At 60.2% G+C, this 12,663-nt stretch carries 11 protein-coding genes and 1 pseudogene; 8 read left to right on the top strand and 4 right to left on the bottom strand.

Features of this window, described 5'->3' with window-relative positions; all coding sequences use genetic code 11:
* The first annotated feature begins 41 nt into the window (after positions 1-41).
* From LG30_RS0114340 to LG30_RS0114330, 3 genes are all read left to right on the top strand, one after another.
* Positions 42-863 (top strand): AraC family transcriptional regulator, encoded by an 822-nt coding sequence (locus LG30_RS0114340; RefSeq protein ID WP_033131375.1) that lies wholly within the window; start codon positions 42-44, stop codon positions 861-863.
* A 259-nt stretch (positions 864-1,122) separates the two neighbouring features.
* Complete coding sequence (locus LG30_RS0114335) at positions 1,123-1,758, top strand: LysE family translocator (RefSeq protein WP_033131374.1); 636 nt, start codon at positions 1,123-1,125, stop codon at positions 1,756-1,758.
* A gap of 224 nt (positions 1,759-1,982) precedes the next feature.
* On the top strand, positions 1,983-3,092 hold the full coding sequence (locus LG30_RS0114330; RefSeq protein WP_238566437.1) for a YeeE/YedE thiosulfate transporter family protein: 1,110 nt from the start codon (positions 1,983-1,985) through the stop codon (positions 3,090-3,092).
* A gap of 82 nt (positions 3,093-3,174) precedes the next feature.
* On the opposite strand, the gene LG30_RS0114325 is transcribed toward LG30_RS0114330, so the two are convergent.
* Entirely contained in the window at positions 3,175-3,795 is a 621-nt protein-coding gene (locus LG30_RS0114325) for a LysE family translocator (protein ID WP_033131373.1), read from the bottom strand.
* 98 nt (positions 3,796-3,893) lie between these two features.
* Here LG30_RS0114325 and LG30_RS22930 point away from each other — a divergent pair.
* Positions 3,894-4,780, top strand: a pseudogene (locus LG30_RS22930) (LysR substrate-binding domain-containing protein).
* Between the two features lie 4 nt (positions 4,781-4,784).
* Here LG30_RS22930 and LG30_RS0114315 read toward each other — a convergent pair.
* Positions 4,785-5,453 (bottom strand): chromophore lyase CpcT/CpeT, encoded by a 669-nt coding sequence (locus LG30_RS0114315; protein ID WP_033131372.1) that lies wholly within the window; start codon positions 5,451-5,453, stop codon positions 4,785-4,787.
* Positions 5,454-5,806: 353 nt separating this feature from the next.
* On the opposite strand from LG30_RS0114315, the gene LG30_RS0114310 reads away from it, so the two are divergent.
* Positions 5,807-6,463 carry a VIT1/CCC1 transporter family protein gene (locus LG30_RS0114310; RefSeq protein ID WP_033131413.1) on the top strand — a complete coding sequence of 219 codons (657 nt, stop codon included), beginning with the start codon at positions 5,807-5,809 and terminating at the stop codon, positions 6,461-6,463.
* 137 nt (positions 6,464-6,600) lie between these two features.
* Complete coding sequence (locus LG30_RS0114305) at positions 6,601-7,050, top strand: SRPBCC family protein (protein WP_033131371.1); 450 nt, start codon at positions 6,601-6,603, stop codon at positions 7,048-7,050.
* Between the two features lie 79 nt (positions 7,051-7,129).
* On the opposite strand, the gene LG30_RS0114300 is transcribed toward LG30_RS0114305, so the two are convergent.
* Positions 7,130-7,630: a DUF1993 domain-containing protein gene (locus LG30_RS0114300; protein WP_033131370.1), complete on the bottom strand. Its 501-nt coding sequence runs from the start codon at positions 7,628-7,630 to the stop codon at positions 7,130-7,132.
* 251 nt (positions 7,631-7,881) lie between these two features.
* Between LG30_RS0114300 and LG30_RS0114295 the strand changes: the two genes are divergently transcribed.
* Together LG30_RS0114295 and LG30_RS22145 are read left to right on the top strand one after the other, a co-directional pair.
* A complete protein-coding gene (locus tag LG30_RS0114295) occupies positions 7,882-8,832 on the top strand; it encodes a transposase (protein WP_033131369.1) in 951 nt (316 codons plus the stop codon).
* Positions 8,833-9,493: 661 nt separating this feature from the next.
* Positions 9,494-10,288 carry a hypothetical protein gene (locus tag LG30_RS22145; protein ID WP_152599294.1) on the top strand — a complete coding sequence of 265 codons (795 nt, stop codon included), beginning with the start codon at positions 9,494-9,496 and terminating at the stop codon, positions 10,286-10,288.
* A 133-nt stretch (positions 10,289-10,421) separates the two neighbouring features.
* Here LG30_RS22145 and uvrD read toward each other — a convergent pair whose 3' ends face one another.
* Positions 10,422-12,593 carry a DNA helicase II gene (uvrD, locus tag LG30_RS0114290; protein WP_033131368.1) on the bottom strand — a complete coding sequence of 724 codons (2,172 nt, stop codon included), beginning with the start codon at positions 12,591-12,593 and terminating at the stop codon, positions 10,422-10,424.
* Positions 12,594-12,663 lie beyond the last annotated feature (70 nt).

The raw sequence follows: 12,663 nt of genomic DNA, 5'->3' as shown, positions 1-12,663 counted from the left end.
ATCTACAAGCCAGGAACCGGAATTTGGGGTATCTATAGGCCATGAGCGCCCCCCCATCCCGCATCCATTACTGGCAACCCCGGCTGCTGCCGGGGGTTGAACTCTCCCACTCCCATCACAGGGAGTTCAGCTATGGCCGCCACGTGCACCTGGACTACCACATAGGTCTGGTGCAGCAGGGTGGCCAGAAGTTCATCCACAAGGGCAGCAGCCACAACCTGGTGCGCGGCGAGCTCTCCACCGTCAACCCGGACGAGATGCACGACGGCCTCAGCCTGCTGCCGGAAGGCTACGAGGTGCGGGTGTTCGCCATCGCGCCGGAGCAGTTGGCGCGCTGGTTGCCGGACAACCCCGAGCCCTTCTTCGACCAGGGTCTGCAGACCAGACCCGATCTCTATCAGGGCTTCGCCCACCTGCACATGTATCTGGATGGCCCGGAGCCGGACGGCCTGCTGGCGGAGAGCCAGTTGCTCGGCCTGCTCGGCGAACTCTTCGGGCTGGCCCCCGAGCGCCATGGCCTGGCGGATCCCCAGCTGCGTTACCTGCGGGACCATCTGCTCGGCCAGCTGGATCAGCGTCACAGCCTGGAGGATCTCGCCGCCCAGTTCGGGCTGGATCGCTTCGCCTTCCTGCGCCAGTTCAAGAAGAAGACCGGCATGACCCCCTACGCCTGGCTCAAGCGGCTGCGCCTCGAGCAGGGCAAGCGCCTGCTCGGCAGCGGCCTGCCGGTGAGCGAGGTGGCCCTCGCGGTCGGCTTCTTCGATCAGAGTCACTTCCACCACGGCTTTCGCCAAGCCTTCGGTCTCACGCCTGCGGATTACCGTCAGCAGATGCGGCCTCAGAGACATCAGCCCCGCCGATGACCACCAGCAGATACTGCCCTTCCCCCGTCGACCCGGCTGACAGCTAGCCATCGCTCATAGCTATCACACCATGTATCGACCACTTTACGATATAAAATTCCAACAAACACAAACAAAACAACACTAAACACTGCGACAAGGTGCTATCTCTGACAGGCTAGTGCAGCCGAACATGGACAACCCGGGGTGCAATCTTTTACAAGCCAATCCCCGCCTCTATCCCTCATGCTGCAACCTCATCTTGTCATCGAGGTATCTCATGTTCACCAGCCTGTTCCTGACCATAGGTCTCATCCATCTGATCGCCCTGGCGAGCCCGGGCCCCGACTTCGCGCTGATCCTGCGCACCAGCCTGCATCGCCCCACGGCCCTCGGGGCGGCGCTCGGCATCGCGCTCGCCATCTTGTTGCACGCGACTTTAAGCCTCACCGGCATCAGCCTGCTGATCGCGAGCCAACCCTGGCTGTTCATGGTGGTGAAGATAGTGGGCGCCCTCTATCTGGGCTGGCTCGGTTGGGGGGCACTCAAGGGCGCCTGGCAGGGCGCTGCGGGGCAAGCTTTCAAGGCGGGCGAAGAGCGCCAGGGCTGGCGCAAGGGCATCAAGAGCGGGCTGGCCACCAATCTGCTCAATCCCAAGGCACTGCTGTTCTTCATGGGATTGCTGGCGGCCATGGTGACACCCCAGGTGGACGGCCTGACCCGTGGCCTGCTGATCCTGGAGCTGTTCCTGCTCTCCCTGGCCTGGTTCGGGCTGCTGGCCTGGAGCCTCTCCACCGCACGGGCCCAGCACCTGCTCGGCCGGGTGCAGCGTCCCCTCAATATGGTCACCGGCCTGCTGTTCGGTGCCGTCAGCCTCTCCATCCTGGTGGATCTGGCGCAGCCACTGCTGGCCTGAGATGGATGGACTGCTTGGCCAGCCACGGTGGGTCACCGGCCTGCTGTTTGGTCTCACCAGCCCAGTCTCTCCATCCTGGCCGAGTTGGCCGTCGAGGCGAGCGCCTTTGTCTGAGGTCCTGACCGGGCCCTGACCGCGAGTTTGCCCCCGAGCGGGCTGGCGTCGGACTCATTGTGGGATTAGGATGCACGCCTTCACCACAATAACGTTATGGACGTATCGGCATGACTCGACAATGGTCGCTCCCCATCGTGGCACTCGCGGGGGGAGCTTTGTTCTGGCTCGGCAGCAACTTCGGCATGAAATGGGCCCTGATGGCCCTCATCGGATTCGGCTTCGGCTTCACCCTCTCCTTCAGCCGCTTCGGCATCGTGTTCGGTTGGCGCGAGATGCTGACCAAGCGCAACAGCTACTATGTGCGGATTCACCTGCTTACCATCGCCATCGAAATTCTGCTGTTCACCTGCTTCCTCTCCTTCACTCACGCCCTGTTTGGCGATGCCATGGTGGGTAACGTCATGGCCATCGGCGTGCCCTTCATCGTCGGCGCCTTCCTGTTCGGCATCGGCATGCAGCTGGCGGGGGTGTGCGCCACCGGTACCCTCTACTGCTGCGGCGAGGGGCAGCCCCGCTTCTGGCTGGTGCTGGTCTGCTACGGCATCGGCACCCTGATCAGCAACCAGTTCCGGCCCACCCTGGACGCCACCTTCTCCAGCCAGGTGGTATTGGCCAAGGATCTGACCGGCAATATCTGGAGCGGCATGCTGCTCAACCTGGCGCTGGTTGCCGTACTCTTCGCGCTGTTTCGCAGGAGTGAACTGAAGCGCACCGGTGAGCTCAAGCCGATCTTCAGCGGTGGCAATCTGTTCTGGCGCGATGGCCGCTTCACCGTGCTGACCGGCGGCATCCTCATCGCCCTGCTCAACTCCGCCGTGGTCGCCCTGCACGGCTCGGCCTGGACCATCACCGGCGCCGTCTATGATATGGCGCTGCGCGGCGCCTCCCTGTTCGGCCTGTTCGAGGGGAACCCGAAACTGGCCCAGCCGCTGTTCATCAACCCCATGGTCGGCATGTTCTGGCTCGGGATCCTGGGGGCCATGCTCGCGCGCTGCATCAGCGGTGGCGGCAACTTCGCCCCGATGCGGCTCGGCAACAGCCTGGCATCCATCATCGGCGGCCTGCTGATGGGGATGGGGGCCATGTACAGCGCCTGCAACCTCGGCGGCTTCTTCGATGGCACCGCGTCCGGCAGCCTGCACGGCTGGGTTTGGATGCTGATGGCCCTCGGCGGCAGCCTGATCGGCATTCGCCTGCGGCCGTTGTTCAGGCTCTGATGCAAGCACGGGATGACGCCGGCACCCAGCGTCATCCCGTAATCTCTCGGTAGCAGGGTCTCCCTCCTGCTCCAACTTCCCCTTAGCCGAGCGCCCTGATCAGCAATAACAGGGCAAAGCCGGTAAACATCACGGCCGACATCCGGTTGATCCCTCTGGCGAAGCGCTCGCCATAGCCCTGCAACCCCACCCAGCGAAACACCAGGCAGTAACCGCCGTGTACTACCAGCACCACGGCGCTGAAGGTCAGTGCCAGCAGCATGCACTGGCCAAGGGCCCCCTGGCGAAAGTCGATGAACTGGGGAAACAGGCTGGTGAAGAAGATGATCGCCTTGGGATTGAGCAGGCTGATGAGCGCCCCCTTGAGGAAGCTGCGCCCGCAGTCCCGATCGCTCGGCGTGCTCACCAGTTGACTGACCGCGCGCCGGCGCCAGGAGTTTATCCCGAGATAGAGCAGGTAGAGGGCGCCCCCCAGGGTGAGGATCTGCTGGCCCGCGGCCAGCCAGTGGGTAAACCAGAGCACCGCCAGCGAGGCCAGGGTCGCCACCAGCAGGATCCCCACCGCCACCCCGATGAAACCGGCAATGGCATGGCGGGTCCCCCGGGTCAGGGTGTTGCCTATGGTGTAGATCACCGCCGGGCCGGGGCTGAGCACGGTGCCGACGGCGAGTAGCAGGTAGAGGGCGTAATAGTCGAGGCTCATGGGCACATTCCATCTTCGTTTGATGCCGCCCAGTATATTGACAGCCGCTCCGCCAGCCAGACATAGTGGCGCTCGGCTTTATAAACCAGGAGTTTAGAGTGGATCGCCTGACCGCCATCGAGATCTTCGTCGCAGTCGCCCGCGCGGGCAGCTTCAGTGCCGTGGCGGAGCGATTCGAGATGACGCCGGCCATGATCGGCAAATACATCAAGTGGCTGGAGACCAGTGTCGGCTCCCGCCTGCTCAACCGCAATACCCGCTGCCAGAGCCTGACCGAAGCGGGCAGAGAGTACCTAGGCGGCTGTCAGAACCTGCTGCAGCACTATCGGGAGCTGGAGCAGAACACCTTGGCCCACACCGGCCAGGCGGCGGGCAAGATCCGCATCAATGCCCCCATTACCATCGGCTGACGCCCTTGTTGTGCGACTTCATGGCGCGCTATCCGCAGATCCGCATCGAGCTGGATCTCTGCGATCGGCTGGTCGATGTGATTGGCGACGGCTTTGACCTCATCTTCCGGGTCGGCACCCCCAAGGATGCCGCCTACATAGCCCGTCCGCTGACCTGCTCGGCCTCGGTGTTCTGCGCCTCGCCGCACTATCTGCAACGGCACGGCACCCCGCAGGAACTCACTGATCTGGCTCGTCACCGCTGCCTGGGCTTCGCCCCCTGGCTGACGCAATCCAGCCTGGCGGAGGCGTTTTCCCTCGAGCACCTGCATCTGTGGGACAGCCAGTTCATCAGCAATAACGGCAGCGCCCTCAAGGTGGCCGCGCTGCATCACGCGGGCATAGTGCTGCAGCCGCGCGCCCTGCTGATCGACGAGATCAAAAGTGGTGCCCTGCTGGAGATACTGCCAGATGCCCTGCCCGATCCACGCCCGGTCAACATGCTTTATCCGGCGAGAGAGCCCATGCCGCTACGGCTACGGCTGCTGATAGACTACCTCAGCGACCACCGCCACGAGCTGGATCTGCCCGCCTGAGCGCTTATTCACCGCGCTGCTTCACCCTTCGCTGATAGACATAACCCTCGCCCGGGCTGCCCCAGCGCTGATGGGCATCGTTGTCATAGGCTCTGTCCAGCAGCCTGACGCTGTTGGGACCGATCCAGAGGTATTGCACCAGGGTGCTGGCGCCGCCGAAATTGGTGGCGCAGCTGCCGACCTTGCTGTGGCCCGCGTATTCCCCGGAGGGTTGGCGGCTCAGCCAGATCTCGCAACCCTCGCGCAAGGAGAGTTGTGGCGGGGTGAGGGAATCGAGCAACTCCGGTTTGCGCCAGGCGCCAGCGAAATCGATGGCTCTGGGCATGGTCAGCTCGGCCATCAGGATGCGGCCATCCGGCAGCGGGGAGAAACGGTAGATGCGTTGGCGAAACGGCCGCACCGCCCGCTCGGTCAGGAACTGTTCCGCATAGACCCAGCGAAAGCCGCCGTAGCCGGGCCAGATCTCCACCAGTCGCAGCTCGGCACTGGTGAAACGCTTGTCGTAGCTGGCCTGCTCCTGGCTGGAGAACTCGCCGGTGAACCAGGAGAGCAGCGGCTCCATGCTGGCCTGGCTCACGAAGGGGCTGGCCGGTGTGGCGAGCGGGGGAACGGGCGCCGCCCAGGTCAGACAGGCGTAAAACAACCCGAACAGGGCCGCCATCAGCTGTATCATCGAATCCTTCCGAGTCGCTTGCATGGCGGCGATTATATGAGCGAACGCCGACAATAACCTCTACCTTGATCAACTCCTTGCAGATCCATCGAAAAATCACTCGGTTAGCGAAGAAATCAGACGCAGATACAAGAGAGACCCAGCTCGCTCGACAAGCCCCTGCCTCCGCCCATTCAGGGGTCAACCGGATCACCTAGTTTCAATAGGCTATCGCGCTGCAGGCCCCTGTTTATCCGGGCTGCGGGTTTCTCGCCACCAAGCTGGATGGCTGCTTACTGGCGTGCGCGATCGCCTTGAACATGCCCGGAACTCGACCCATGATAATGTCATCAACATCATCTATGGGTCGCATCATGAACCAACCCCGTTTTTCCCCCATCGACCCCATCTCCCGCTACTCCGAGATCCTGTTCGGCCTGCTGATGGTGCTGACCTTCACCGGTTGCTTCAACGCCTTCGAGGCAGGACGGGCCGAGATCAAGGACCTGCTGATCGCCGGCATCGGCTGCAACATCGCCTGGGGCATGATCGACGCCATCGTCTACCTCATCACCACTCTGACCGAGCGGGCCCGCGCCCTGCGGCTGCTGCAACAGCTGCACAGCTTACCGCCGGGTGACAACCGGGGCATAGCGGCGCTGCGGGATGCCCTGCCCGACCCGCTGGCGACCATCTGCCGCGACAATGAGCTCGCTGACTGGCAATCGCGCCTGCGGCAACGCCCCGAATTGAGCCAGAGCCGCATCTTCCGCTGGAACGATCTGCTTAACAGCCTGGGGGTCTTCCTGATGGTGTTCCTCTCCACCTTCCCCGTGTTGCTGCCCTTCATGTTCCTCCAGGATCCGGTGCCGGCCTTGCGCCTCTCCCACGCCATCGCCCTGTTGATGCTGATGCTGATCGGCCGTGGCCTGGCCCGCTACGCCGGCTCGCCGCGCCCCTGGCTGGTCGGCGTGCTCTTCGCCGCGGCGGGCGTCGCCATCGTGCTGGCCACCATAGCCCTGGGCGGCTGATGCGGCGAGATAGGTGACGAGCAGAGGGAGGCCAGCGCCTCCCTCTCTTTTTCCATTCGATCAGGGGGACGCTGCCGCCGATCGATCCCGGCATTGGCGACTATCCTTGGTCCGAAACCACTCAGGAGGAATCCATCATGACGACAGGAACAGTGCGGCTGCACAGGGTAGTCAAGGCGCCGCCGATGCGGGTCTATCGGGCCTTTATCGAGGCGGATGCGCTGGCCAAGTGGCTGCCACCCCATGGCTTCACCTGCAAGGTGGCGCATCTGGAGGCACGCGTCGGCGGTACCTTCCGCATGGCGTTCACCAACTTCGGCACCGGCCACTCCCACTCCTTCGGCGGCGAGTACCTCGAACTGGTGCCGGGGGAGCGCATTCGCTACACCGACAGTTTCGACGCCCCCGGCCTGCCGGGGGAGATGCGGGTGACCATTACCCTGACTCCGGTGCTGTGCGGCACCGATCTCGCCATCGAGCAGGCGGGGATCCCGGCGGTCATCCCGGTGGAGATGTGCTACCTCGGCTGGCAGGAGTCCCTGACCCAGCTGCTCGCCCTGGTGGAGCCCGAGATCCCGAACGAATAGTCCGCGCCTCTGCGCTAGCCAGGCCCCGAAAGGCAAAGAGCCTGCCGATTGGCAGGCTCTTTGTTTGAGGAACCCGGGCTTATCGCAGGTTCAGGCCACCCAGATAATCCCCCTTGCCGAGATTCACACCAGCCTGGCGCAGCAGCGCATAGGCCATGGTCAGGTGGAAATAGAAGTTCGGGATACCGTACTCATGAACACAAGTGTGACCGTCCATGCTCTTGCCACCGGCCCAGTAGGGGAAGTACTGGCCGCTCGCATACTGGCTGAAGTCGGCCTCCAGCTTGCTCTGCAGGAAGGCGATGCTGCGCTGGATGTGGGCGCGCAGATCCGCCATGGTCTTGGGATCGTCCCCCATGGCCGGCAACTCGCTGTGGCTGGCGGTGGCGATGACGGCACGGGCGCTGTCGCAGCAGATCAGCACCTGCTTGGAGAAGGGCAGCATGTCGACGATGAGGCGTTCATTGAAGAAGTTGTCCACGTTGAACTTCTTCCCTTCGGCATGGGCCTCGGCCTTGGCCAGACACTGGTCGAGGTTGGTCAGCATCTTGATAAACTGGGCGGCAATATCACGGTTCATGGTGCGTTCTCGGTTGGTTGAAGGCGGATGTGCACGAGCGGCCCCCACTATAACGCATCCCTTTTCCGGTTCGAGCCCATGGCGATAAAAAGCCCAGGGGGCGAACGTGATCCGCGACAGGTTATGGCGACCATTGCAGGGGTTGTAGGTTCGATTAGCGAAGCGTAATCGGACTGCATATTGGGACACCCACCTTTTTGACAGCGTCTTACCCCTGTTCTTGACTGAAGGAGTGATAGCAGGAGGTTGCCATGACCATTGCCCGTTCCCGTCAAATCAGTTTGCAAGATACGCCTTACTACCATGTGGTCAGTCGCTGCGTGCGGCGGGCCTTCTTGTGCGGTGAAGATACCCATTCCGGCCAGAGTTACGAGCACAGGCGCCAATGGGTGGTAGACAAGCTGGGACAGTTGTCACGGCTGTTTGCCATCGGCGTCTGCGCCTATGCGGTGATGAACAATCACTATCATCTGGTGCTCAAGGTTGAACTAGATATCGCCACCCGCTGGAGTGAGCAGGAAGTGGCCGAGCGTTGGGCGGCACTGTTTCAGTGGCCCCTGCTGGTGCGGCGCTGGTATCAAGGAGAATCCCTGATTGAACCGGAGCTGATGGTCGTACAACAGCTAATAGCCCAATGGCGTGAGCGGCTGCATTCCATCAGCTGGTTTGTTCGGTTGCTCAATGAAAACCTGGCCCGCCAGGCCAATCAGGAGGATGGTTGCAAGGGCCATTTCTGGGAAGGACGCTTCAAAAGTCAGGCCTTGCTCACCGAGTCAGCCCTGCTGGCCTGCATGGCCTACGTTGACCTCAATCCGATACGGGCAGCGATTGCCGACAGACCGGAAGAGAGTGATTACACGAGCATTAAACAGCGCCTCGCTGACCAAAAACCCGCAGCACCATTGCCACCTCTGTTGCTGCCGTTCTCCAGCAGAAGTGATTCAGATGGCCTGCCCTACCTCTTTACCGAGTATCTGACGCTGGTCGACTGGACAGGACGAGCCATCAGAACCGACAAACGGGGCCATATTTCGGCTCACCTTGCCCCCATCCTGCAACGACTTGGCCTTGATACCGCACAATGGTTGCGACAAGTGACGATGTTTCGGCGGCAAGGCATCAGAGCTGTGGGTGACAGGGCGCATTGCCAACTGTTCGCACAGCACTGCGGCCAACGGCGATGTCACCAGCCGCCCCTTTGAATCGCTAGTCCCGCTTCATATCACACCCCGGTATGTCATCCGATGCCGGGCATGACGTTGCCTGAAAATAAGAGGCTTTTTAGGCTAGAACCGTCACCTTGCTGCTCCAACTCCAGCCCTTGAGCCAACCATCCATCACCCCATCACCAGCCTTGCTACGGCTTGCTCAGAAAGGTGGGTGTCCCAGGTTTTTCGAACCGTCACCTTGTTGCTCCAACTCCAGCCCCTGAGCCAACCATCCATCACCACATCACCACATCACCACATCACCAGCCTTGCTACGGCTTGCTCAGAAAGGTGGGTGTCCTAGGTTTCCGTCCATATCAACCCCCTCAAGCATGGTCATGTCACACGGGTGGCCGATTGGCCGTATTCCACCTTTCATCGTTATGTGGCGAGTGGCATCTATCCGCAGGATTGGTGCGGGTCGGTGGATGGGGTGTTGGGGGGATTGGAGTAAACCTCTCAAGGGTTGTGCCTTTGCGAATGATCGAAAAGACGATTGCCATAACCTTCGAACGTCAGAATACGCGTCCAATTACGCGAACGTCCGATTACGCTTCGCTAATCGAACCTACAGTCTATTCGAGACTATGGCTCTGGGATAAACTGGTTTGGTTATTTAGTTTGAACATGAAATCGAACGCTGTTGGGGAAAAGAATGGTTGCAAACTTTCTACAAAAATGTGTGTCGGCAATTAAAAGAACTATGTTTTTCTATCAGAATCACAGCATCGCATTATCAACTTTTAGTGTGCTTGTCTTTACATCGTTCTGCTATTTTATTGTCACATCATATTTTAATAATTTCGGGCTTGATTTCTTCATCTTTGGGGGGGTATCTGACCTTTATCAAGTGGCTCTATACCAAGGTTTAGTTATAGAACTGATATTGATCTCTCAGTTATTTATAATCGTCCCTATTGTTTTGTATGTTTTATTTAAAACGCTTGGTGAGCTTGAGGTTTTGTCAAACAATAAACCAGTCAAGATATCAAAACACTTTGATGTAATTAGACAAAAATTATTCGCCAATGCCACTACTCTTCTTGAAATGTGGCCTTTGCTAATGGCCGCGATTGTTCTTTTGGGACTGTTTAGTTACACAGCTTTTCTCCTGTCATTATCAAAATATAGTGCAGAGGATGTAAAAAATGGTTTTTCAGCAAGATACAGCATAGAGACAAATAAAAAATTGATTCCATGCCTCTCAGTTATTGGTGCAACATCAAGTTATGTTTTTATTTGGGATGACAAAACAAGAATGCCATCTGCACTGCCCAAACCAGAAATAAAGACTATCAACCTTGTTGTTCCACCACCACCTAGTAATAGGGCTCCATCTCCAAATGGGGGCTATAAAAAGAAAGTTGAACTTCAACGAGAATTACAAAAGCAGTGGTCATCGAAATTAGAAAAGACTTGCCATCAATCTGTAAAATGGCATGAATGGTAAAGTGTATTTACAATATCGTAGGTTCGAATAGCGAAGCGTATTCGGACGATCGCGTAATTAATGCTGCCTTGATCACAGAGAGAAAAACCAACTCAGCCTAAGCCGAGTTGGTTTTATTAAAAGGCGAGAAAAATCAGAGCGTTTCCAATCTGGCATAGGCGGTGACGAGCCACTTGGCACCGACCTCGTCGAACTGGATCTGCACCCGGCTCTGGGGGCCGACTCCTTCGAAGTTCAGCACTATGCCTTCCCCGAATTTCGGATGCAGCACCCGCTGGCCGAGCTTGATGCCGCTGGCGTCGAAGCTCTGCTGCACCTCGTTCTGGCTGAAGCGGCCGTACTGGGTCGGGCGGCTCACCTGGGTGCGCAGCCGGATCTCTTCCAGACACTCGGCGGGCATCTCGCGGATGAAGCGGCTCGGCTTGTGGAACATCTCGCGGCCATAGATGCGGCGGCTCTCGGCATAACAGATGTAGAGCTTCTCCATGGCGCGGGTCATGCCCACGTAGCAGAGGCGCCGCTCCTCCTCGAGCCGGCCCGACTCCTCGGTGGATTGCTGGCTGGGGAACATGCCTTCCTCCACGCCGACCAGCAGCACCAGCGGGAACTCCAGTCCCTTGGCGCTGTGCAGCGTCATCAGCTGCACCGCATCGGCGTATTCGTCCGCCTGATTCTCGCCGGACTCCAGCGCCGCGTGGGCGAGGAAGGCCGACAGATCGCTCATGTCTTCCAGCTCGTCCGGCCGCTGGTATTGACGGCAGGCCGTCACCAGCTCGTCCAGGTTCTCCACCCGCGCCTGGGATTTCTCCCCTTTTTCGGCCAGATACATGGCCTTGAGGCCGGAGTGCTGGATGGCGATGTCCGCCTGTTGATGCAGGGGCAATAAGGAGACCTTCTCCTCCAGCGCGTCGATGAGATCCACAAAACCGCGCACCGCGTTGCCGGCGCGGCCGGTCAGCACCTTGTCGTTGAGCAGCACCCTGGCCGATTGCCAGAGGTTGAGCCCCTGATCCCGGGCGTTGTTACGCAGGATCTCCAGGGTGCGCTCGCCGATACCCCGGGTCGGGGTGTTGACGACCCGCTCGAAGCTGGCGTCATCGCCTCTGTTGTTGATGAGCCGCAGGTAGGCCATGGCATCCTTGATTTCCTGGCGCTCGAAGAAGCGCAGGCCGCCGTAGATGCGGTACGGCATGGCGTCCTGCATCAGCGCCTCTTCCAGCACCCGGGACTGGGCGTTGGAGCGATAGAGGATGGCGCAATCGGCCAGCAGGCCTCCCTTCTCCTTCCAGTCCTTGAGCCGGCCGACCACGAAGCGGGCTTCGTCCACCTCGTTGAAGGCGGCGTAGAGCGAAATCGGGTCGCCCTCTGCCCCCTCGGTCCACAGCTCCTTGCCGAGCCGCTCCGAGTTGTTGGCGATGACGCAGTTGGCGGCTTTCAGGATATTGGCGGTGGAGCGGTAGTTCTGTTCGAGGCGAATGGTTTCGGCGCCCTGGTAATCGGTCAGGAAGCGCTGGATGTTCTCAATCTTGGCGCCGCGCCAGCCGTAGATGGACTGGTCATCGTCACCCACTATCATCACCTTGCCGGACTCCCCTGCCAGCATTCGCAGCCAGGCGTACTGGATGCCGTTGGTGTCCTGGAACTCGTCCACCAGGATGTTCTGGAAGCGATCCCGGTAGTGCTCGAGGATGTGGGGCTTGTTCAGCCACAGCTCGTGGGCGCGCAGCAAGAGTTCTGCAAAGTCCACCAGACCGGAGCGATCGCAGGTCTCCTGGTAGGTCTTGTAGATCTGCTGATAGGTGCGGGTGACGGGGTCGCCGTAGAGATCGATGTCGCCGGGGCGCAAGCCCTCGTCCTTCTTGCCGTTGATGTAGCCCATCACGGCGCGGGGGGCCCAGTGCTTCTCGTCGAGATTCAGCGCCTTGAGCACCCGCCGGATGAGGCGGTACTGATCGTCGGAGTCGAGGATCTGGAAGTCTTGCGGCAGGCCCGCATCCAGATGATGGGCCCGCAGCAGGCGGTGGGCTATGCCGTGGAAGGTGCCGATCCACATGCCGCGTACGCCGTCGCCTATCACCTTCTCGACCCGACCGCGCATCTCGGCGGCGGCCTTGTTGGTGAAGGTCACGGCGATGATGGAGAAGGGTGAGCAGCGTTCCACCTGCATCAGCCAGGCGATACGGTGCACCAGCACCCGGGTCTTGCCCGAGCCGGCACCGGCCAGCACCAGCAGATTGCTGCGGGGCGCCGCAACGGCATCTCTTTGCTTGTCGTTGAGCCCGTCGAGCAGGGTCGAAACGTCCATCACCACTCCTGTTTATTTATACAGGCGGCGATTATACGGCCTGCGCGGCCAGAGACCAAATCGACGTGCG

Origin of the sequence: Aeromonas aquatica, from assembly GCF_000764655.1 — a bacterium.
Classification (GTDB): domain Bacteria; phylum Pseudomonadota; class Gammaproteobacteria; order Enterobacterales; family Aeromonadaceae; genus Aeromonas; species Aeromonas aquatica.
The sequence above is the reverse complement of the archived record's forward strand: the minus strand, read 5'-3'. Positions and strand labels throughout refer to the sequence as shown.

Excerpts from the sequence above, each read along its gene's own strand:
- LG30_RS0114340 (WP_033131375.1), top strand. The coding sequence starts at position 42 with ATGAGCGCCCCCCCATCCCGCATCCATTACTGGCAACCCCGGCTGCTG.
- LG30_RS0114335 (WP_033131374.1), top strand. The coding sequence starts at position 1,123 with ATGTTCACCAGCCTGTTCCTGACCATAGGTCTCATCCATCTGATCGCC.
- LG30_RS0114330 (WP_238566437.1), top strand. The coding sequence starts at position 1,983 with ATGACTCGACAATGGTCGCTCCCCATCGTGGCACTCGCGGGGGGAGCT.
- LG30_RS0114325 (WP_033131373.1), bottom strand. The coding sequence starts at position 3,795 with ATGAGCCTCGACTATTACGCCCTCTACCTGCTACTCGCCGTCGGCACC.
- LG30_RS0114315 (WP_033131372.1), bottom strand. The coding sequence starts at position 5,453 with ATGATACAGCTGATGGCGGCCCTGTTCGGGTTGTTTTACGCCTGTCTG.
- LG30_RS0114310 (WP_033131413.1), top strand. The coding sequence starts at position 5,807 with ATGAACCAACCCCGTTTTTCCCCCATCGACCCCATCTCCCGCTACTCC.
- LG30_RS0114305 (WP_033131371.1), top strand. The coding sequence starts at position 6,601 with ATGACGACAGGAACAGTGCGGCTGCACAGGGTAGTCAAGGCGCCGCCG.
- LG30_RS0114300 (WP_033131370.1), bottom strand. The coding sequence starts at position 7,630 with ATGAACCGTGATATTGCCGCCCAGTTTATCAAGATGCTGACCAACCTC.
- LG30_RS0114295 (WP_033131369.1), top strand. The coding sequence starts at position 7,882 with ATGACCATTGCCCGTTCCCGTCAAATCAGTTTGCAAGATACGCCTTAC.
- LG30_RS22145 (WP_152599294.1), top strand. The coding sequence starts at position 9,494 with ATGGTTGCAAACTTTCTACAAAAATGTGTGTCGGCAATTAAAAGAACT.
- uvrD (WP_033131368.1), bottom strand. The coding sequence starts at position 12,593 with ATGGACGTTTCGACCCTGCTCGACGGGCTCAACGACAAGCAAAGAGAT.